General features: G+C 50.1%; 15 protein-coding genes. 8 read left to right on the top strand and 7 right to left on the bottom strand.

Features of this window, described 5'->3' with window-relative positions; translation table 11 throughout:
- Nucleotides 1–4 precede the first annotated feature (4 nt).
- The 5 genes from AT705_RS07840 to AT705_RS07820 all read left to right on the top strand — a co-directional run bounded on the left by AT705_RS07840 (nt 5) and on the right by AT705_RS07820 (nt 5,784).
- Nucleotides 5–1,336 (top strand): ABC transporter permease, encoded by a 1,332-nt coding sequence (locus AT705_RS07840; RefSeq protein ID WP_058796159.1) that lies wholly within the window; start codon nt 5–7, stop codon nt 1,334–1,336.
- 9 nt (nt 1,337–1,345) lie between these two features.
- Nucleotides 1,346–2,551, top strand: coding sequence for an ABC transporter permease (locus AT705_RS07835; protein ID WP_058796158.1), 1,206 nt, complete (start codon nt 1,346–1,348; stop codon nt 2,549–2,551).
- Between the two features lie 142 nt (nt 2,552–2,693).
- Nucleotides 2,694–4,028 carry an ABC transporter permease gene (locus AT705_RS07830; protein WP_058796157.1) on the top strand — a complete coding sequence of 445 codons (1,335 nt, stop codon included), beginning with the start codon at nt 2,694–2,696 and terminating at the stop codon, nt 4,026–4,028.
- A gap of 10 nt (nt 4,029–4,038) precedes the next feature.
- Nucleotides 4,039–5,247, top strand: coding sequence for an ABC transporter permease (locus tag AT705_RS07825; RefSeq protein WP_058796156.1), 1,209 nt, complete (start codon nt 4,039–4,041; stop codon nt 5,245–5,247).
- Between the two features lie 162 nt (nt 5,248–5,409).
- Nucleotides 5,410–5,784 carry a hypothetical protein gene (locus tag AT705_RS07820; RefSeq protein ID WP_058796155.1) on the top strand — a complete coding sequence of 125 codons (375 nt, stop codon included), beginning with the start codon at nt 5,410–5,412 and terminating at the stop codon, nt 5,782–5,784.
- A 13-nt stretch (nt 5,785–5,797) separates the two neighbouring features.
- Here the strand turns inward: AT705_RS07820 and pbpC are convergent, their stop codons facing one another.
- Together pbpC and AT705_RS07810 are read right to left on the bottom strand one after the other, a co-directional pair.
- On the bottom strand, nt 5,798–7,990 hold the full coding sequence (pbpC, locus tag AT705_RS07815) for a penicillin-binding protein 1C (RefSeq protein WP_237113797.1): 2,193 nt from the start codon (nt 7,988–7,990) through the stop codon (nt 5,798–5,800).
- 20 nt (nt 7,991–8,010) lie between these two features.
- A complete protein-coding gene (locus AT705_RS07810) occupies nt 8,011–12,516 on the bottom strand; it encodes an alpha-2-macroglobulin family protein (protein ID WP_058796154.1) in 4,506 nt (1,501 codons plus the stop codon).
- A gap of 250 nt (nt 12,517–12,766) precedes the next feature.
- Here AT705_RS07810 and AT705_RS07805 point away from each other — a divergent pair, with 250 nt between their 5' ends.
- Together AT705_RS07805 and AT705_RS07800 are read left to right on the top strand one after the other, a co-directional pair.
- Nucleotides 12,767–14,203 carry a mannose-1-phosphate guanylyltransferase/mannose-6-phosphate isomerase gene (locus AT705_RS07805; RefSeq protein WP_058796153.1) on the top strand — a complete coding sequence of 479 codons (1,437 nt, stop codon included), beginning with the start codon at nt 12,767–12,769 and terminating at the stop codon, nt 14,201–14,203.
- Nucleotides 14,190–15,641, top strand: coding sequence for a phosphomannomutase (locus AT705_RS07800; protein WP_058796152.1), 1,452 nt, complete (start codon nt 14,190–14,192; stop codon nt 15,639–15,641). Before AT705_RS07805 ends, AT705_RS07800 begins: the two co-directional genes overlap by 14 nt.
- On the opposite strand, the gene AT705_RS07795 is transcribed toward AT705_RS07800, so the two are convergent.
- Complete coding sequence (locus tag AT705_RS07795; RefSeq protein WP_058796151.1) at nt 15,619–16,494, bottom strand: AraC family transcriptional regulator; 876 nt, start codon at nt 16,492–16,494, stop codon at nt 15,619–15,621. The two genes, AT705_RS07800 and AT705_RS07795, sit on opposite strands and share 23 nt — an antisense overlap.
- Nucleotides 16,495–16,693: 199 nt before the next feature.
- On the opposite strand from AT705_RS07795, the gene AT705_RS07790 reads away from it, so the two are divergent.
- The gene (locus AT705_RS07790; RefSeq protein WP_058796150.1) at nt 16,694–17,248 is read left to right on the top strand and encodes a TFIIB-type zinc ribbon-containing protein; all 555 of its coding nucleotides are present in this window, start codon (nt 16,694–16,696) and stop codon (nt 17,246–17,248) included.
- Between the two features lie 29 nt (nt 17,249–17,277).
- On the opposite strand, the gene AT705_RS07785 is transcribed toward AT705_RS07790, so the two are convergent.
- From AT705_RS07785 to AT705_RS07770, 4 genes are all read right to left on the bottom strand, one after another.
- Nucleotides 17,278–18,342, bottom strand: a complete 1,065-nt coding sequence (locus AT705_RS07785; RefSeq protein ID WP_058796149.1) for an acyltransferase family protein — start codon at nt 18,340–18,342, stop codon at nt 17,278–17,280.
- Nucleotides 18,343–18,624: 282 nt separating this feature from the next.
- On the bottom strand, nt 18,625–19,731 hold the full coding sequence (locus tag AT705_RS07780) for an MBL fold metallo-hydrolase (protein ID WP_420492113.1): 1,107 nt from the start codon (nt 19,729–19,731) through the stop codon (nt 18,625–18,627).
- Between the two features lie 107 nt (nt 19,732–19,838).
- Complete coding sequence (locus AT705_RS07775) at nt 19,839–20,654, bottom strand: sterol desaturase family protein (RefSeq protein WP_058796148.1); 816 nt, start codon at nt 20,652–20,654, stop codon at nt 19,839–19,841.
- The gene (locus AT705_RS07770; protein WP_049863558.1) at nt 20,641–21,075 is read right to left on the bottom strand and encodes an SRPBCC family protein; all 435 of its coding nucleotides are present in this window, start codon (nt 21,073–21,075) and stop codon (nt 20,641–20,643) included. The genes AT705_RS07775 and AT705_RS07770 overlap by 14 nt, the downstream gene beginning before the upstream one ends.
- Between the last annotated feature and the right edge of the window lie 37 nt (nt 21,076–21,112).

The raw sequence follows: 21,112 nt of genomic DNA, 5'->3' as shown, positions 1-21,112 counted from the left end.
ACATATGTTGAGTTATTATTTTAAGCTGGCGTGGCTCAGCTTACGCAAAACACCATTGCTGAGTGTGCTTATGGTGAGCACTATCGCTTTGGGGATTGCTGCGGCGATGGTGACATATACCGTGAGTTATATGATGACCAAAGATCCCCTGCCAGCAAAAAGTGACAGATTGTTTACTGTGCAACTAAGCTCCTGGGGGCCTGATCAGCCATATCTGATGGTCGATGGCCAGGAAGAGATACCCGCAATGGTCTCTTACCGGGATGTCCGAGGCCTCAAAGCGGCCGCGAAGGCGAAACAGGAAACGGCCATCGGGCTGTTTAAAATAATGAGCCGGGCTGAGGAGCAAAATCGCCGAGATGCACAAATGCGTATGATACGCACCACCCACAACGATTTCTTTTCTATGTTCCAGGTGCCATTTTTATATGGTAATGCCTGGTCTGAACAGGATGACAGTTCAGGTAATCCGGTGGTTGTGATCACCAAAGCCCTGAACGATGAGTTGTTTGGAGGCGCCAACTCGGTGGGCCGCCATATTGTTTTGGGTGAGTCGTTGATGCAAATTGTTGGTGTGATGGACGACTGGTTTCCGATCCCGAGATTCTATTATTTATCTTCACAGGCATATCAGGACCCTGAGGCGCTGTTTGTACCGCTGGAATATCAGATTAATCAACAAATTTTTTCTCATAACGACGTAACCTGGTCCTGTTGGCAAGACGTTGAAGATGTCGATTTTAGCGTTTTCATTGCGTCTGATTGTATTTGGCTGTTTTATTGGGCTGAACTGGAGTCAGCCGAAGACAGAGCTGATTATATGGATTTTATCAATGCCTATGTTGATGAGCAAAAATCGGCAGGTCGGTTTGCCAGAGAGAATCTCAGTCGCTTATTCACCATTGATGAATACCTGCGCTGGGCTGAGGTGCTGAGTAACGAAAATGACATGGCAGTGTGGCTGGCGTTTGCCTTTTTACTGGCCTGTTTGCTCAATTGTATGAGCCTGATGATGAACAAGTTTTATGGTAAAGGCAGTGAAATAGGGCTACGACGAGCCGTGGGAGCCAGTCGTAACGACATCTGCTGGCAGTTCCTGTGTGAGGCATTTCTGATTGGTATTTTAGGGGGCGTATTGGGCCTGATATTTGCGCAGCTGGGTTTGCAGCTAATCCAGCAAATATTCACCTATCTCAATGTCACCATTATGCAAATGGATCTGAAGATCATGCTGATGACTTTGATTCTGTCTGTGGTGACCAGTGTGTTATTTGGTTTGTGGCCAATTTATCGTGCAGCGCAGATCCAGCCATCCAGTCAGCTTAAGAGTTTGTAGGAGGAAGTCATGAAGGATTTTACCGTCATTCTTAAATCTCTTTGGCACAGTAAAACGTCTCCTTTGCTGTTGGTGTTACAGATAGCCGTGACATTTACCATTTTTGTCAATGCCGTTTATATGGTGATGCAAAAGCACGAAAAAGTGACAGCGCCCAGTGGTGTCAACGAAAAGCAGGTGTTTTCCCTGTTTATCAACTTACAGGAAACCGGGGAAGCCCGAGTTGCTGAGTTTGAGCAAGCAATACGCGATATTAAAGGCCTGGACAGTGTCGATAATGCCATCCCTGTGACCTCTGTGCCCCTGAGTGGGTATGGTCGCTCTGTTGATATTGGTTATGGCCCGGCTGATGAAGACAAGCTCACCTCGAGCGGTTATTACGGCAGTAATTATGACAGCCTCGATACTCTGGATTTGCAACTAGTCGCAGGACAATGGTTTGAAAGGAGTGATGTCTCGCACTCTTTTTTTGGGGCACGGTCTGGCGGGAAAGTGGTGATTTCCAGAGCGCTCGCGCAAACATTGCATCCTGATAACTGGCGTGATGTGCTCGGCAAGACTCTGTATGTGCACAATGAACCACAGCAGGTGATTGGTGTTGTGGACGATCTCAAGGCGGTCTGGAGCTTTTGGCGGCTCTTTGAGCATGCTGTAGTGTCCCCCACATTTGAAGTTCGGGACAAAGTGGGCATTATGGTAAAAGCAAAGCCGGCTGCGCTGGATCAGGCCATGCTGGATGTCAAAGGTCTGCTGCTGATGACGCCTGGCAGGCAAATCGATAAGCTCAAACCGTTTAGTCAGATCCGAGAGGAAAGCTACCGAACAGACGTTGCTGAGTTGCAAACGTTGCAACTGGTCCTGGTGGGGTTATTGATCCTGACTATGCTGGCCATTTTTGGGCAGGCTAGGTTTGCCATTCTGAAGCGCCGTAAGCAAATTGGCACCCGTCGTGCGCTGGGGGCTAATCAGTTTCAGGTGTTGCGTTATTATATGTTAGAGAATTTCATTGTGACGCTGGTTGGTGTGGTCATTGGCATACTCTGTGCTGTTTTGGTCAATACGCAGCTAGTGAGCTATTTTGGTCTCGCGCCGGTACCGGCCAACTATTTGACGGCAGGTGCAGTGATCATTCTGTTTGCTGGTCAATGTGCTGTGTTTCAGCCTGCATGGCAAGCTGCGCGTGTTTCGCCAGCGTTGGCGACACGCAGTGTTTAAAGTGCAGGTCACATGATGTGACCTGAATTTAAAGGAAATATAATTAAAATAATAAAGGAATAAGTATGCGATTCAATTCAAATCGGTCAACCTTGTTTGTACCTATTTATTGCCCTAACCAATCTGTTTCGGGGAGGTGGGTATGCTAATTGGCTACTACTTCAAACTGGCCTGGCTCAGTCTCAAAAAAACGCCGTTGTTAAGTATTCTGATGATTGGCACGATCGCGATGGGCATTGCGGCCACCATGATCACCTCGACCGTCAGTATTATGATGGCTCAAGATCCCTTACCCGAAAAAAGTGATCGGGTTTTCTCCGTGCGCCTCAGTAGCTGGAGCCCGGATAAAGCGTATCAGCTGGCTAAAGGGGAGGAAGTTATCCCACCTATGCTGACCTATATGGATACCATGAATTTGCTAGAGGACAGCAAGGGCCTGCGGCAAAGTGCGGCGGTGATGTACAAAAGTATGGTGCGCAGTGAAAGTCAGACCGACAAAGAAGCCAAAATGTTGCGCTTCAATTCCGTCAACAATGATTTTTTCGCCATGTTTAATGTGCCATTTTTGTATGGTGCTCCCTGGTCAGATCAAGCGGACCGGGAAGGGGCTGCATTGGTGGTCCTGGACAGGCAAACAAACGACCGGCTATTCTCGGGTGCTAACTCAGTCGGACAGCATGTGTATATCGGAAAACACCTGGCAAGAATAGTCGGTGTGATTGACAGCTGGTCACCCCTTCCTCAGGTATTTCACGGACCACATCATGCGCATAATTTGCCTTTCCCTTTGTTCACCCCCTTTCAATTCCAGGTCAACAACAATCTTTTGTCGAAAGGCGAAATGGGCTGGCAATGCTGGGCGCCATTGGGTGATGGCACACTGGAAACCTTTCTGGCATCTGAGTGCGTATGGATCCGCTATTGGGTTGAACTGGAAGCAGCTATGCAACGCGGCGATTACATGGATTATATTAATGCCTACGTGGAAGAGCAAAAAAGTGGTGGGCGATTTGCGCGGGAGAACTTGAGTAAGATTTTCAATATTACTGAGTCGCTCATTGAAGACCGTGTGGTGGAAGAGGACGACTTTATTGCTGTCTGGCTGGCCGCTGCATTTCTTGTGGCTTGTCTGCTCAATTGCATGGGCCTGATGCTGATAAAATTTTACGGCAAAGGCGCTGAGGTGGGGTTACGCAGAGCTGTGGGTGCCAGTAAGCAACACATTGCAATGCAGTTCGGTTGTGAAACGGTATTGATTGGCATCTTAGGGGGATTCCTGGGGCTGGCCCTGGCACAACTGGGGCTGCGCATAACTGCTGATATATTTGCACACTTACCCGCGGGTCTAATGCAAATGAGTTTACCTCTGGTGGTGATGACCGTCGTTCTGGCGGTGCTCAGTAGCACTTTGTTTGGCTTGTGGCCAATCTATCGGGCGGCGCAAACGCAGCCTTCAGCTCAGCTGAAGAGCTTATAGGAGCCAGGCAATGAATGATTTAAAACCGATACTAAACACTCTGTGGCGTGCCAAATCAGCGCCGCTATTATTGATACTGCAAATTGCTGTGACTTTTACGATTTTGGTGAATGCAGTATATCTGATCATCCAAAAAGAGGCACTGCTGATTGAACCCAGTGGACTGGATGAAGATGTGATTTTCACATTTCAGACCAACGTACAAAGTAGTGAACCAGAAGAAATGATCGCGCTGGTTAAACAGGATTTACGGGATATTCGTAGCTTACCCAGTGTTGAAAATGTGACTGTTATGAATGCATTCCCGTTGAGCGACTGGGGAAGTTATGCACTGACTGGGTTGGGCCCAACTGATGAAGACATGAATATCTATACGGGTTACTACACCGGAGATGAGCATGCCATCGACACGATGGGACTGGAGTTAATTGCAGGTGAGGCGCCTACAGAGGGGGAGGTACTAGACTCGATAGATTATAGTGCAAATGTCACACAAGCGATTGTGTCTAAGGGGTTTGCAGAGCGCTTTTACCCGGATGACTGGCGTGCGATATTGGGCACTACTGTCTATTTGAATTATGAGCCTTACATTGTGAAGGGCGTGGTCAAAGAGTTGAAATCCGTCTGGCCAGGCTGGTATTCCCATGCCAATACGGTATTGGTTCCGTTACGACATATCAGCAGTGACTATAAGGTCCTGGTACGCACCCGGCCGGGGGATCTTGAGCAGGCAAAGCTACAAGTCGTAGAGCAGCTTATGAAGACACCGGGTCGCCATTTGGATAAAGTGATGGATTATCAGCAGATGCGTGAAGACAAGTTCAAATCCGAAACTGCGGCTATCAAGACTCTGTACTGGGTCATTGTGGGGCTGGTGCTTCTGACATTACTGGGAATTTTTGGCCAGGCGCGTTTTACCATTGTAAAGCGTCGCAAGCAAATAGGTACGCGCAGGGCACTGGGCGCCAGTCGGGGAGACATTTTACGTTATTGTATGACAGAAAATGCGATTGTGACCTTCATTGGCATTGTGTTTGGTGTGATCTGTGCGCTGCTTGCGAATGTTCAGCTGGTCAATCACTTTGATATGACACCTGTACCCGTTATTTATTTAATTCAGGTCGCAGGGGTTATTCTTATTGTTGGTCAACTGGCTGTGTGTCAGCCTGCGTGGATGGCGGCCAGAGTGTCTCCGGCACTGGCAACACGCAGTGTCTAACAGATGCAGGTAACACATTAATGTAGCAGCCTCACTATCAGGTTAAACTTTCCCCAAAAGGGGGCTTACGCACTCTTTTGGGGTTTTATTAATGTCATTTTATAGTCATTTTGTAATTTTGTTCTAACATTATATGAAACTAATGTTATCAGGAACGGGATTATGCATCAGCCAGACTTACTTCCAGTCGCAGATATCTTCTCTGAATCAATAAATAACAGTGGCTGTTACGGTGTTGTTAAGTACACAAAGGGAAGTCAAAGTGTTTATGTTAAGCAGGTGTTTATAAGCAGGCTTGGCAGTGGAGTAAAACCGGACCTCAGTGCCGACGACATCGAATTCTTCCGCTATCTGGATTCTATTTTGCGTTATTGCTACGTACTGGTGTACGTTAAAAACGCCACAACGGGTGATTATGACAGTGCCATTTTCCTTGATGATTATGAGGCTATCCAGGGAATAAGCAAAGAAGAAGCGCAACAACGCCTGGTTGATTTACACACTGTGGTGGGCTATCTAAAAACCGCAATGCAATAATACAATACTGACATTAGGGATGTATGACGATGTTTTGCTGGTCACAGTGTTCGGCAAAGCAAGCCGTGATCACCACATTGCCCTGATAATCAGACAAAGGCAGCGTGGTTGAGGCATGTGGTTCATGATTGATATACCAGCGAACTGCTTTATCTTGCGGATCACCTCCCCCCGATACAGTTAACTCTATTTTTGACACTTGCTGGCGATAATAATGCTGACCACTGCGTGGTTGGATGATACGGAGCCGCTGATTGCCCGTGTTTTGAGTAGGGGCATTGTGTCGTTCAAGCCAGCTGGCAAGGTCATCAGGCCAGCCGGGTTTAGTCATAAAATGCCCCTGGCTGTGCATTGTGGGCGGTGTCATGCCATTGAGGGTGTAGGCTGATAACTGTGTCTGGCAAGCACTGTTTGGGGTATTTTGGTGTGCCAGACCACCTGGCCAGCAGATCTGTACTGGCTTGACCTGAGCAGGTAAAGCGAGACTTTGTACATCAGCGGGAAGCAAGTCAAAGACATCAAACATCAAAGGCGCAGCGCGTGTTGCTCCGAGGTATCCGACTATTGGGCTGGCATCCGGGCGTCCTACCCAGACTGCCACCGTGTAGTCTGCGCTGACGCCAACTGCCCAGAAATCCCGGTAACCATAGCTGGTGCCGGTTTTCCAGGCGATTTTGCGACGATTGCTGGGGACGACTCGATCCGGTGCCGACAATTGGCTAAGCATTTCAAATGTGATCCAGCTGGCACCAGGAGAAAGCAAAACATAGTCTGAGCGCGGAAAGCGCGGGTGGTGTGCAATAAGAGATAAGTCTCTGACTTTGCCCTGACTGGCCAGTGATCTGTATAATCTTGCCAGTTCGATTAGTTCAATCCCGGTGCCACCTAGTCCGACTGCGAGGTTTGCATGTTGATGATGTAGCTTAATCTGGGCATTGCTCAACTGTTGTTCAAAACGCTCAGCACCGATCCGATGAAGTAACTGAATAGCCGGCACATTGAGAGAGTGTTGCAAAGCTTTGCTGGCGCTCACCGCCCCACTAAACTGTCCGGTCAGATTTTGCGGCTTATATCCGTCAAAGTTGCTGGGGATATCGCTCATCAGGCTTTGACTGTGGATCAGGCCCAGATCCAGTCCCAGCCCATAAATAAAAGGTTTTAATGTTGAACCTGGGGAGCGTACAGCGCGGATCATATCGACATGAGCGAACCGGCTATCGTCGCGAAAATCAACAGAGCCTTGGTACGCCAATACTTCAGCACGCTGATTATGCACTATCAGAACAGCCGCTGAACTTTTGCCGGTCAACCTGTGTTTTGTATGCGTCAGTAACTTGCTGAGGCGCTGCTGTAGCGTATGATCCAGGGTAGTACGGATCACATGCTGTCCCGGATATTGGCGTTTTAGCCGACGGCTTAACAACGGGGCCAGAGGCGGTTGAGCATCGGAGGATAAGCTCACAGGCTCGCGGCTCAGCAGCCCTAGCTGCTCAGGATTCACCAGTTGGCTGTCAGCCAGTCGCCGGAGTACTTTGTTACGCATGGCCCTGGCGCGTTCGGGGTAACGATCCGGGCGGTTGTAGGACGGCTTTTGGGGTAATACGACTAATAAGGCAGATTGGTTAATCGATAAGTGTCTGGCGGGCTTGTTAAAGTAACGTTGCGATGCGGCTTCAACGCCCTCAATATTTCCGCCAAATGGTGCCAGATTGAGATATAAAGTGAGGATCTCTGCTTTGCTATAGTGCCATTCCAGTTGTATGGCTCTGGCCATTTGCTTTAGTTTTCCGGGGACTGAGCGTTCATGTGGGTCAAGTAGCCGGGCTACCTGCATGGTCAGGGTTGAACCGCCAGAAATAATCCGGCCATGGACCAGCCATTGCCACAGTGCTCTGCACAGTGCCAGTGGGTTGACGCCGGGATGATAGTAAAACCAGCGATCTTCATAATCCAGCAGGGCAGTCACATAAAATGGGTCAACCTGTTCCAGGGAAATCCGATAGCGATGCACGCCCCGTTTGTCGCTAAAAGCGCGTAATTGTTGTCCATCACGCGCCGTAACCACAGTGGCAGGACCATCCGGATAGGGCTGGGGCAATGGGTATTGCCAGTCCAGCCAACTCAGTAACAGCAGACCCAGCCCCCCAATCGCCAGAATAATTCGACCGGGGTAGCCAGGAGATCGCATTGGCTTAGCGGATATCACGTTGGTGCTCCTGTGACATATCAGCGCTCGACCTCTAATTGATACGGGTATTGCCAGTAAATGACATGTTTATGGGGTCGGTACATAGATTCCAGATAACTTGGTGGTACCTGGTAAACTCCAGGCACTTCTGCTCGGAGTATATAAGCAAACTGATATTTGTGGGTCGTGAGCTTGAGTGCTGCAACATAACGATCGTTGCGGTACTCAGTGTGCTCTGTGGGAGCCAATGTGACGTGTTCAGGCAGTAATTGTGAGACTGGAAACCCTTGCATTAATGCCGGGTTCTCAAGCACAAATCCAGCGGGTATACGTTCAATTAAGAGTGCATCCGGTACGGGCTCTTTAGTTTGTACATCAAGTACCACGACCACGCGCTCGCCGACTTTAAAACGGGCCTTATCCAAAGGTTGACCGTTTAAGTCAAACAAGCGTCTGACCATACGCTTGGTTTCCAGAGTGTTAAACGGACTAATCTCATTAGCGATACTGGGATCCAGTTTGAGACGGCCTTTAGCCATCAATTGGACATAAACAGGTTCGTCATGTGGGTTGCGTAGTGTCATCGTTTGCGCAAGTGTATGACTGATCACCGCAGGGTGTTGCAATTGTTGGTCATTGATTTCCAGTCGCACCGGGTTGTCTGGGTCGGCTTTATTGACGTGTACGGCAGTACGCAGCAAAGCAGCACGCTCTTGCGTACTGAGCCAGGTTTTCAGGGCTTGATCTGGCAGCTGCTCCAGCAAGTTTGTCTGCAGCGCACGTGACTGAGTGCGCAGTGCAGCATGCTTTGCCAGTTTCGCCAGTATCAGCGCCGACTGGGCGTCGTCACGTAGCGCAGAACCATAATCGGAAAAATAGGTGTCAGTACGATTCAGTGTGCTGGCTTGTCTGAGTAGTAACGCAGCCTGTTGGGTAGCACCGACATTGGCCAGTGCCGACGCCATGTGCAGTATGCTTAACCTGGAGGGATAGTCGGTGATCCGCAAGGACTCTAAATCGCTGTAGCTCACCTGACCGCGCTGGCTGACAAGATAAGCCGCGAAGCTCTTTGCCGCGGTTGCTTCATACGCATCCTGGCTGAGGTCATCAACCAGGCTATCCCGGGTGTATCTAAGCATGCGATAGTGTGCTCGGTTGAGCATACTTTGCGGGACTGTGCCCGGAAAACGGTTTTGCGCCTCGGTTAAAAATTCTGTGACATAAGCGCTTAACCAGGGATGTTCTGCGCCCTGGCTATCCCACAAAGCAAAACCACCACTGGGCTTTTGCATGATCTTGAGTCGTTGCACTGCCTGACTGACCAGTGTGCGAGGGTCGTTTAGTTGTTCAGCTTCAGCCAGTTTGCTTTGCAGTGCCTGTTGTAAAGCACCATCAAGCTGCGGATGCTCGAGCAGAAACGGCCAAGCTTTGCTGGTGGTTTGCTCTGCACAGCCATAGGGATAGGCACGCAAAGCGGCGGCATATTCCCGAATAGGTAATCTGGGCGTATGGCTGGCGTAAAGAGTACCTGCATTTGCTTTATCGACGTGCAATCCCTGCCAAAGTACCGGACTGATTTGATGGCTCTGTCCGGGAGAGAGCATCAGGCTGGTGGCCTGTACTATGTCAGGCTCAATGGCTTTGATGGGCACAGACCAGCTGCGTGTTTGTGTGATGTCTGTACTTTGCAGCTCAATTTGCACTGTTGCTGTGTGTGACAAGGGGGTGTTGGCAACGACCAGGCGCAGCGTCTTGCTCCAATGCGCTTGGTCGTCCAGCGTCATTGTAAAAGAGGCGTCTTCGGTAAACTCAACAGGGCCAGAAGGTTGGAGGCTGACGGATAAGGCCTGCTCACGGCCACTGACGTTATGCAAGTCCAGCGTGACGGAAGTTTCATCACCCGGGACTAAAAAGCGCGGAACGCTGAGCTCTGAAATAACGGGGGCGCTGACCGCTCGGGAGTCGACGTAGTGACCAACTTGAGATTGATTGAAAGCGGTCGCAACGATTTGAACTTCGCCGTTGTAGTCTGGCATGTCCAGCGTGATGCTTGCTTTGCTGTCAATCAGTTGCACCGGCTGAGTCATCAGGATCACGGTTTTGCTTTCGACCAGGTTATCATTGCGGTTGTCACTGCGTTCATTGTTGTCACTGCCAAAGCGGGACTGCGCAAACGGGTCGGGGCGGTTATCATAACGTCGAGAGTATAAATCAACCACATCACCTCCGTAACGGCGGTGATTGAACAAGTAATGATGCGGGTCTACCGGGTAATAGCGGCTGAGGTTCAGGATCCCTTTATCCACAATGGACAAAGTTACCCAGCCCTGGTTGGCCTCAGATTCTGCCACATTGTTGGCCTGGATCTCGACGGTGAGTGGTTTGAGTGGCTCTATTTTGTCTGGTAAAGTCAGGCTAAGTACCAGCTCGCGGTCTTCGCGCGCTAGCTTGACGGGGACAATGCCAAAATGGCGCTGTAGCGCGCTGGATTGACCACTGAGCAAGGTCGCGGTGAGATACAGGTCGTGGCGTGCCAGTGTTTTATCTAAAGGGACGCGCAGCGTCGTTTTTCCTTTGCGCACGGTGTGGCTTTGTGACCACAGTACTTTGTCGGTCTCCAGCGCCAATTGCAACTGTCCATCAGTCGGGACATCCAATTCGACCGTCACGACTTCACCGGCCTGATAATGGGTTTTATCCAGTTGTATAGTAAGGTGTTGTGGTTTGGCCTTCAGTTGCTGGTAACCCCGATACCAGCCAGCGTAAAAGTCATAAACGGTTTTGATCTGACTGTTTACGTCAGTGACGGTTAGCCGATAGTTGCCCCAATCTACCGGGAAGCGCACGGTGTGAGTGTTCTGGTTCAGGTTGACGGTTTGCCTGGCTTCACTGCGCCACTGTGGCTGAGACTGGCGACGCCAGCCGATGCCTTCTTCATAAAACCAGAAGTAACGACCCTGGTCGTAACTGAGTTCGACCTCCAGCTCACCACTTGTTAACTGCTGACCGTCCGGACTCAACAGTGCCAGTTCAAACTCGGCGTCCGTGGCGTATTTAAACTCTGCTTGTGCGGGTTTCACCGCCGGCAGTGAGTGTGATTTCCAACTGGTGTAGCTTAGCTGGCGTTGCACCGCCGCGCCGCCGGACTCAAGTAGGCTTAGATTCACCTGGGTTTTTACCGGGCTTTTGAGTGCCCCGGAAGGCACTGTGGGCAGGGTTAGTGCCAGTGTTCCCTGTTCAGATAAGCGCTGATCTGGCAGGGTCTGAAAACGGTTGCTCAGGTAAAAGTCTTCGCCCACAAAAAAAGCGGCATAGGGACCCGGATAGTGGCGCACGGCAGAATGAACCAGACTGGCTTTCAACGTATTGCCTGCCGCGGGGCTGCCAAACAAATAACGCCCTTGTACTGAGACCGCCATGGAGGAACCTGCACTGATGAATGGTTGTTGGCCGCTGAAGGTCAAATCCATGCGTTCAGGCACAAACTCTTCCAATTGAAACTCAAAATGACCGATTGCGGACTGCGCAGTGGGGTCGAGCATTACCGACACTTTGTAGCGCCCGGTTGGCCAGCTTTTCCCTGTATGCAGGCGTTTACTAAAGAAGCTGCCCTGTTGAGGGCTCAGTTGTTCGCGGAGCATTTCCTCTTGCAAGGGGTTGGTTACGCTGAGTGTAACGGGTTGATCAACAATCGCGACGCCATCGGCGTCTCGCAAAAGAATGTTTACGGGTAGAGTCTCACCCGGTTTAACCAGATCTCGGTTGCTGTATATGTAGGCTTCCTGCTCCTGATAGGGTCGGCCACCAATCTGGTAATCTGATAAATCCAGCGGGACTTCCTTGATGGGCAACAGTGCCAGATCAGGTTCGTCCTGCTCACCGTACTCAGCAACGATGATGTCATCGCGGTTCAGTGTGATGTCAAAATGCACGGTGCCTTGTGTATCGGTTTTGGCCTCGCGCAGTAGTTCATGCTTGCGGTAGGCCTTAACCTTGGCACCTGCGACCGGCAACCCATTGGACAGCCGATTTACCTGAAAGCTGGCATGGCGTTTAAACACTTTGGCCTGTATGCCCAAATCGGTGAGTAACAGGTGCTTTGCCTGTAAATCATCAAACATGCCAAGGGCTTTTAATACAATGATATACCAGCCGCTGGGTAGGGATTTGGGGATCGGTAATCGGGCTGACTGGGTGCCTGTTTTGGTGCTGGTGGGCAGTGTAAATCGGTCGGCAAAGACACTGTCGTAGGTGTATTGCAGTCTATCCAGCGAACTGGGATAGAGCTTGTCTGTCAGGTAGTAACGGCTAAGAAAGTCGTGTGCACTGTTGAGGCGCAGCAATTCCACATCCACGGCATCGATGTGCTGATAGGTAATTGGAATAGATTGGCTTGACCCTTTAGCGACCAGGGGTCCCGAGCCAACAATGGCCAGTTTAGGTTGCTGCATGACTTTGGCTTGAGCCTGAATGCCCGTTTGCAACAAGAAGACAAAAAAGAAAACAAACACAGCGATGGAGTGAAAGGGGGTCGTACCTGACATGTTAAAGCTCCTTGGACCTGCACGGGGTGCAGTTGGGTTTTGGACAGTTCCTTGGTTGCCAGTAAAGGCGTCGTAAGATCATATCATACATCGGATTATCAATCTGGGGGTCAGTAACGCGATAACAGAGTGTAGTACATCAGCGTGAACCGTGAGTGAAGCACGAAGCATTGCCCCGGCAGATACTCTGCGAGTAAAATGGTGAATGGGCAAAGTTGAACAGTGATACAGTTAGGGCGTGGGAGTAAATATGATATTACCGGTTATTTTGTGTGGTGGCTCCGGAACCCGGTTATGGCCCATGTCGCGCGAACGCTACCCCAAACAGTTTTTGCAGCTGGGCTCTGAGCACACGCTGTTGCAGGACACTTTACTGAGGCTTGAGCCAGACGGTCATCAGCCAGCACTGGTGATTTGCAATGAAGTACACCGTTTTATTTGTGCGGAGCAAATGCGTGCCATTGGTTATCAGGCGGGTGGGATTATATTAGAACCAGAAGGGCGCAACACGGCGCCGGCCATCGCTCTGGCGGCGCTCAAAGCCTGCAAAACAGGTGACGATCCAATATTGCTTGTACTGGCGTCTGATCACTACATTGGTGATGTTTCGGCATTCCGTCAGAGTATTGAACGGGGTCTGACTTTGGCGCAGGGTGGCAAGTTGGTGACCTTTGGTATTGTGCCCGACAGCCCGCATACAGGGTATGGATACATTCAATGTGGTTCGCCCCTTACCCATGATACCGGAGATGACATGGGGGCTGAGGTCGCAGCGTTTATTGAAAAGCCTGATCTGCAAACAGCACAAGGCTATCTTGAGCAAGGCGGTTATCTTTGGAACAGCGGTATATTTTTATTCAAAGCAAGTGAATACTTAAATGAGTTGGCCCAGCACAGACCTGATATCTTACAGGCCTGCGAACAGGCGATGGCACAACCGCACGCGGATCTGGATTTCATCCGTGTCAATCGTGAGGCATTTTTAACGGTCCCCTCCGAATCAATAGACTATGCCGTAATGGAGCACACAGAGCATGCTGCAGTCGTTCCCCTGAATGCGAAGTGGAACGACATCGGGAGCTTTGAAGCGCTTTGGCAAACCCTAAGCAAAGACCCTCAGAACAATGCCCATATTGGCAATGTCATGGCGCTGAACACACGGGATAACCTGGTCTTCGCACAGGAGCGCCTGGTGGCAACCGTTGGGGTGCAGGATCTGGTGGTCGTTGATACCAAAGATGCGTTGTTGGTGGCTCACCGCAATCAGAGTCAGACGATTAAGTCATTGGTGGATGAGCTGAAAGATCGAGAATTAGCACAAGTAACTGACCACAGAGAAGTTTATCGGCCCTGGGGCAAGTACGACATTGTTGATCAAGATCAGCGCTTTTTGGTGAAACGGATCACGGTCAGGCCCGGACATAGCCTGTCACGACAATTGCATTATCACCGGGCGGAACATTGGGTGGTGGTGTCAGGCACTGCTGAAGTGGAGATCGGTGAAGAGCGTCGCTTGTTATGCGAGGATCAGTCGGTGTTTATTCCAGCAACTGTGGTACATCGGCTCAGCAATCCCGGTAAAGTTGATTTACAACTGATCGAGGTGCAATCGGGCAGTTATTTGGGAGAGGATGATATTATCCGGTTTGAGGATGATTATACCCGGGGGACGCATGACCTCAGTTAATTGCGCACAGCTCATTGCGCAAAGTGGTGTGCAGTTTGGCACCAGTGGTGCCAGAGGACTCAATGATGGATTTACGGCCTTAGTGTGTCAGGCTTTTATGGTCGCTATGATTGCACAGCTGCAACCTCGTTATGGCTTCAGTGGGGTGGTGGTGGGTATGGACAACCGTCCTTCCAGCCCTAAGATAGCGCAAAATTGTATCAGTGCGTTACATGCTTTAGGGATGACAGTGCAATTTGCCGGAGTGTTGCCGACGCCTGCATTGGCCTTGTATGCACAACGAAATAAGATGGCGGCGGTCATGGTGACTGGCAGTCATATTCCCTTTGATCGCAATGGACTTAAGTTTTATCACCCCTATGGTGAAATAGACAAAGCCGATGAAGCCGCTATTGTGGCTTGTCAGGCAGTCCCAAGCCCAATGAACATGCAACCTCTGCCAGACCCTGATCATAAGATAAGTTTACCGTATTTATCTCGTATGCTGGATGTTTTTCCGGCTGACTTATGCGCCGGGCTGACCATTGGTGTCTATCAGCACACCAGCGCCGGACGTGATTTATACGTTGCTGTGTTAGAGGCACTGGGCGCCAAGGTGATTTGCCTGGGACGCAGTAGTGAGTTTGTCCCGATTGATACTGAAGCTGTCAGCGAACGAGATAAATCCCTTGCCCGGCAATGGACCTGTGAGCATCGGTTAGATCTGGTATTCAGTACTGATGGCGACGGGGACAGACCTATGATAGCCGACCATACAGGGCATTGGCTCAGAGGCGATATACTGGGGCTGTTATGTGCCAAAGCACTGAATATTGAGGCGCTGAGTGTCCCACTGAACTGTAACACCTCACTGGAGCTATGTGGAGAGTTTAAGCAGATTAGGCGCACACGAATAGGCTCTCCATATGTGATTGAGCAACTTACTCATTTGGCTGATATATACCCTACAGTTGCCGGGTTTGAAGCCAATGGAGGGTTTTTGCTGGGTTCGGATGTCATGGTAAACGGCAAAGTCATTGAACGTTTGCCGACCCGGGATGCGTTACTCCCGCTGCTGGCCATATTGGATCTGGCCAGGCAACGTGGCCTCACATTGGCTCAGCTAGTGCGTCAATACGCTGCGCGCTTCACTGCCAGCAATCGTTTACAAAGGGTTGCACTGGCCAATTCAGAAGCGTTGTTAGTTGCGTTGCAGGCCCAGCCGCAGAAGCTTGCACAAGTGCTTAAGTGTGATTGCGTGCCGACGATATCCAGCACACTGGATGGTGTCCGTTTTGTGCTCGAAGATGGGTGTATCGTACACCTGAGACAATCGGGCAATGCGCCCGAGCTGCGCTGTTATGCCGAAGCATCATCGCAGCAGCAGGCAGATGAATTGGTTGAAATACTGCTGGGCGCGTTGGCGCAGCAAGTGTCTATGCCTGTACCAGGCAATTGATCTGGGTGAGTAATTCCTGAGGCGCAGTATCGCGGGTATCATTCAGGTACTCTTCAAATGGTGGATGATCAACCAATTCCAGCCCACTTTGTGGTAGCCATTGGCCAAACAGCCAGTTGTAGGGTTGCTCCAGCTCACTGTAATCCCCCTTAAAAGTCACCGAAACCACGTTACCCGCAGGAATGGTGATGGCCTCAAAGGTGTGTTGATCGAATTCAGTGTCAGGAGGCAGGGTGATACATGCCATAGCTCTGAGGTGATGCTGTTCTACTGTTTGTGGGTCGTCATAGTAAATGCCAAAGTAACGGGTCTGCTCGTTAATGAGGCCTGCGCTGCCTGCCATCATCCCGAGTTTTTCGAAGGTTTTTCCGATTTGCATATAGTCGCCCTGATGGGCCAGGCCAATCAGGGGCAGTGCATTTTGTTGCGTTTGTTTTACCTGGTACATGGTATTGTACTCCTGTGGTTGAGCCGGATAAAACGCAGCGCTTTGCAGGGCATCGCTTTGCTGTTGCTGGCGAAATTGGTTGGGGGTCATACCATAATGGCGGCTGAATGCACGGTTAAAGGCTTCAACACTGCCATAGTTAACCCGCCTGGCGATTTGCTGCTGTGTGAGTGTGCTGCGAACTAAGTAGGATGCCGCCTTCAACATGCGCATACGTCTTACTGTGGCGTTCACTGGTTCACCTATAAACTCACGAAATATGCGGTGGAAGTGGTAACAGGACATACAGGCCACGTCAGCCAGTGTATTCACGTCCAGGTCCTGATCAACATGCTCATACATATAGTCAATCACTCGCAGCAGGCGCTGCTGATAGTGGTTGAGTGTGGTGATACGTGTTGTCATGGTGCTTTCTCGCTTCGGTTACAGGTGAATCAGTTTAGCATCTCAGGATGCACACAGTGGTGTTGGCGACGAAACTCAGCGTATATCAGGCGCGATTGATAATGTTTGCGCACTTGCCGAAATTCGCAAATTGAGGCCTACGGTTATTTGCTTTACACTGACTCACGTGTATCACATGGATAAAGGATCGGGAGATATAATGAAGTGCACAAGTTGTGGTGAAGGCCAGCTGCGCCCAGGGTTTATTGAAGGCTTATTTCGGGCGCATAGCTGTGATCAGTGCCAGGGAGATTGGATCCTGATAGAGGATTATGTCGCCTGGAAAGAGCGTAACCCTGACTATCAATTCGCAGAACAGATTGAGTTTGGCAATGAGGCAGAAGACAGCAAGCGCGCGCTGTTTTGTCCAGTGTCGGGTACTTTGATGCGTAAGTTCAGGATCAGTGCAAGTAGCGCACACCGGGTTGATTACAGTGTCGCCACTGGCGGTATTTGGCTTGATAAAGGAGAATGGCACTTGCTGAAAGCCGAGGGGTTGGCTGGCGCGCTGAACCAGCTGGTTACCCAGCAGTGGCAGCAGCAAATCCGCGAAGACACCAGCCAACAGAACTTTGCTGATATCTATCAGGATAAGTTTGGTGATGAAACTTACCAGCGATTGCGCGATATTCGTACGTGGCTGAATAATCATCCTCAGAAAGCCGACCTGAGAGCCTATCTGATGGCAGAAGATCCCTATTCTGCCGAGCGTTAGGCGCATTGAACTGGTGCGAGTGGCTACAATTAAACTTGTTTAGCCACTTGTTCTGGCTGACCACTGCGTTTGGTGCGCCGTGTCAGCCAGCGAGATACTGGTTTTTCAATCCCATAATGGAGTAACCCGGCCAGTATTATCATTGCGAGTGTGGTGAACACAACCAGGCTGGCAATGTTGTGTTCGTTACCAAAGCGGTTAAACAGCATGTAGCCCAAATGCTGGTGGAGTAGGTACAAAGGATAGGTGAGTATGCCCAGGTAGTACCAGCGACGAAATCTGAATGGGTGACGTTTTGCCAGGGCGCTCAGGCACAGCAATGCAAAGAATATCCCATTGATGAGAGCGATGGTGGGTCCGTGAAAGGAAATATTAAACCAGCTTTGCATCAGCGCACCAAACAACACCGACTGTGTCAGCATAAATGCCAGCGAGAGTACTAGCAGACCTGCCCCTTGCCAGTTCAATCCATCACGGCGTACAAGATAAAACACACAACCAGAGGCAAAGTAGCCACTCCAGTGCGGGAACATCGCCACGAACATATTGATGTTACTGCTCCAGGGCAAAAACAGCGCAAGCAAACTGACGCTCAGGACCAGTGCCAGTATGGCTTTGAGATAGGGCATGAGTCCGCATGCGACCAGCAAGACCATACACAGATAAAACTTGAGCTCGATGTACAGTGTCCAGTAAGCGCTATCCAGCGATGCAACGGAAAATAGTTCCTGTGCCATGGTGAGGTTGGTCAGGTACTGCCCAAGCGAGACGTTAAACACATCTTTGCCCCAGAGCAAAGTGGCCAGCGCAGTGATGGTCAGTGCTGCCCAGTAGGCAGGGTAAAGCCGGATAAAACGCGCGGTTAAGAACTCCTTAAGTGTGCGTCCTTGCAGGCTCATCAAGATCACAAATCCACTGATGACAAAGAAAAAGTTAATGCCCATATAGGTATAGCGGGTGGCTTCACGGACTGTCTCAAAGTCGGCGATTGGGGCAAACCCTTCCATATGCCCGGTGTAGGTGTAGTGAAAGATCACCACACCCAGCGCACAAATAAAACGCAGCAGGTCCAGTTCATACACGCGTTGTGTCATAACAGCTTTCCTTATTGTTTTTATTGTGGCAGCTATGATGAGAGAGAGGGTGGTCGTTTGTCTATAAAATAGCCACAAATAGGCGTGAAACATTTTCATGCTAGTCGCAGGCTAGGGGATTAATGCGAGTGTGGTCAGTCATTGCTGTAAAGGGGGCGATATCTTTGATGCAAATACGCTCACGTTACCGTCCCCGTTTTTGTTAAAAGCTGAAACCCTCGCCAAACATCAAAGCACGACGCAGAATAAATAAGTGCCAGCAGTGAGGGCTTCAGGCAGGTTTTAGCGATACACTTGTGCCATTAATGATTGCCACCAGGTTTGGTTTAAGTAAGCCTGATTGATGGTGATGGCTTCTCCGGGTGTTGGTGTATTGAGCACAACACCCAGCTGCTGTGCTGCGCTATGCACACGCTCCAGCGGGTCATACCAGCTATGAAAAGCCAGATCAAAGGTCCCGTTGTGAATGGGGATCATGATTTTTCCGCGCAGGTCCAGATGTGCCTGCACACTTTGCTCAGGGGTCATATGAATATCGGCCCAGTCGGCATCATAAGCGCCCGTTTCTATCAGTGTGTAATCAAAGGGACCATAGCGCTCACCAATGTCTTTGAAACCGGGGAAGTAGCCAGAATCGCCACTAAAATAAAGGCGTTCGTGGCTGGTTTTAATGACCCAGGAGCCCCACAATGTGCGGTTTGCATCGCTCAGGCCACGGCCAGAAAAATGTTGGGTAGGGGTAAATGCCACCATCACGTCCTGATCATGCTGTTCTTGCCACCAGTCAAATGAATGAATTTTTTCAGCGTCTATACCCCAGCGGCGCAAATCTCCTTCAACACCAAGTGGTACTAAAAACTGAGCCGTTTTGGCATTGAGTTGTTTGACCGCCTGTTTATCCAGGTGATCATAATGATTATGAGAAATCAGTACTTTATCAATGGGAGGCAGTTCATCAAGTGAGATGGGTGGCTGATGAAAGCGGCTTGGCCCGATGAATGAAAAGGGGGATGCCCGCTCGGAGAAAACCGGGTCTAACAGCCAGTAAGCCCCATCCACTTTGAGCAATACCGAAGAATGACCAAGCTTAATGATATGTACGCCGACATCGGGCAAAGCGTTTAACTCAGCGCGGGTTAACGATGAAACGGGCAGTGCTTGCTCAGGCTCAGCAGCAACTTTGGTTTCGGTAAAAAACCGCCAGGTGATCGCCAGCGTTTTACTCAGGCTGGCAGGCACGGTTGGGTGCAGGTTTTGAAACCGGCCTTTTTGAAAATGCTCTGACTGGTAGCCCTGAGATGGCACTTGTGCATTAAGATTAGAGATCATAGAACAGCCTCCTGTAATAGCGCCAAACACCATGGCGAAAATAACAAACCACTTTTTCATTGTGTGACCCAAAAGTAAACTACACTGTGCAGTTTATTTTTTTGGTTGGAAAAGTAAACTATTAAGTGTCTTTTTTTGGATGAACTATGCGGGCTGGCTGCTGTTGTCTACTCCAAATGCCTTGGGGCAGACAGCAGTTGGTAAAGCTTCTCTTTGAAGCCCCTAGCTTTTTTCAGTTTGCTGAGCAACACCCGGCACTCATGGAAATTGATGGATCGCAGCGTATCTTGCGGTGCACTGCCGACAATACCGTAACGGATCTGTTCATGAGGCTGTGTGTCTGAGTAAGTGCCAAACAGTTTGTCCCAGATGATCAGCACACCTGCAAAGTTCTTGTCGAGATAGCAGGCGTTACTGGCGTGGTGAATTCGGTGATGTGTGGGGGTGTTAAACACGTGCTCCAGCCAGCCCAGTTGACCAACTAGTTGAGTATGAACAAAAAATTGAAAAGCGAGGTTAATGGCAACGACAGCCAGGACGAACTCAGGCACAAAGCCCAGTATGATCATCGGGGTCCAGAATAGCCACATGCCAACAAAGGGGTAAAGCAGGCTTTGGCGAAAGGCCGTCGAAAAGTTCATGTGTGCAGAGCTATGATGGACCACATGTGCTAACCATAGCCAGTGCACTTTGTGCGAAGCACGATGAAACCAGTAGTAAAGGAAGTCTTGCAATAAGAAGGCGCCAAGCAGTGTCAGTGCTGTCAGGGGAATGTCAAACAGTGCCAATTTATGCAACCAATAAAACAGTGGCATCAAAACACCCAGGGCCAACAGGTCAGCACTTTGATGGAGTAAGGCGAGTACCACGTTGTGCAGACTGTCCTTAAGGCGGTAGTGCTCGGGAGCAATGCGATATTCCAGCACTATAGCAGCCACAAAGACTGGGCTGAGTAGTAGCAAGATCCACTCAACGGACAGCATAACTGGCCTCCAGACGCGTCAGAGCGAGGTTGATATCACGGGTGATCAGTCGACGAAGGATACAGCCTGGCAGGTACCAGGGTGGAGCAAAGCGCACGTGGTAATCAATCCGGGTCGAGGTGTTATTGTCGATTTGGCGCAGCCGGATCTCTCCTTGGTGTTTTCTCACCGGGAAATCGCCGACAATTTGATAGCGGATTGAACCTGGATCGGCATGCTGGATCTGTTCATAGAATCTGAGCCCTAGCATGCGCACCTCACGAATGCAGCCATTGCCACCACGAATGGCCGGATGCACAGCGCTTTGCACGACTTTGAACTGGGCATTAAAAAAGCGATCTAACCTCGGGTGATCGAGCAGGGTCTCCATTATCTGATGTGGCGTGGCGGCGATGTTTCTTTGGCAGCGAACATTGACCATGGTTTTTCCTTATACACAGTTTTGTCTAGTGTAAGAG

Origin of the sequence: Pseudoalteromonas rubra, from assembly GCF_001482385.1 — a bacterium.
Lineage (GTDB): Bacteria > Pseudomonadota > Gammaproteobacteria > Enterobacterales > Alteromonadaceae > Pseudoalteromonas > Pseudoalteromonas ardens.
This window is presented reverse-complemented; position numbering and strand designations above follow the sequence as displayed.

Bases quoted from the DNA above. Each gene is read 5' to 3' on its own strand.
- AT705_RS07840 (WP_058796159.1), top strand. From the start codon at position 5: ATGTTGAGTTATTATTTTAAGCTGGCGTGGCTCAGCTTACGCAAAACA.
- AT705_RS07835 (WP_058796158.1), top strand. From the start codon at position 1,346: ATGAAGGATTTTACCGTCATTCTTAAATCTCTTTGGCACAGTAAAACG.
- AT705_RS07830 (WP_058796157.1), top strand. From the start codon at position 2,694: ATGCTAATTGGCTACTACTTCAAACTGGCCTGGCTCAGTCTCAAAAAA.
- AT705_RS07825 (WP_058796156.1), top strand. From the start codon at position 4,039: ATGAATGATTTAAAACCGATACTAAACACTCTGTGGCGTGCCAAATCA.
- AT705_RS07820 (WP_058796155.1), top strand. From the start codon at position 5,410: ATGCATCAGCCAGACTTACTTCCAGTCGCAGATATCTTCTCTGAATCA.
- AT705_RS07810 (WP_058796154.1), bottom strand. From the start codon at position 12,516: ATGTCAGGTACGACCCCCTTTCACTCCATCGCTGTGTTTGTTTTCTTT.
- AT705_RS07805 (WP_058796153.1), top strand. From the start codon at position 12,767: ATGATATTACCGGTTATTTTGTGTGGTGGCTCCGGAACCCGGTTATGG.
- AT705_RS07800 (WP_058796152.1), top strand. From the start codon at position 14,190: ATGACCTCAGTTAATTGCGCACAGCTCATTGCGCAAAGTGGTGTGCAG.
- AT705_RS07795 (WP_058796151.1), bottom strand. From the start codon at position 16,494: ATGACAACACGTATCACCACACTCAACCACTATCAGCAGCGCCTGCTG.
- AT705_RS07790 (WP_058796150.1), top strand. From the start codon at position 16,694: ATGAAGTGCACAAGTTGTGGTGAAGGCCAGCTGCGCCCAGGGTTTATT.
- AT705_RS07785 (WP_058796149.1), bottom strand. From the start codon at position 18,342: ATGACACAACGCGTGTATGAACTGGACCTGCTGCGTTTTATTTGTGCG.
- AT705_RS07780 (WP_420492113.1), bottom strand. From the start codon at position 19,731: ATGAAAAAGTGGTTTGTTATTTTCGCCATGGTGTTTGGCGCTATTACA.
- AT705_RS07775 (WP_058796148.1), bottom strand. From the start codon at position 20,654: ATGCTGTCCGTTGAGTGGATCTTGCTACTACTCAGCCCAGTCTTTGTG.
- AT705_RS07770 (WP_049863558.1), bottom strand. From the start codon at position 21,075: ATGGTCAATGTTCGCTGCCAAAGAAACATCGCCGCCACGCCACATCAG.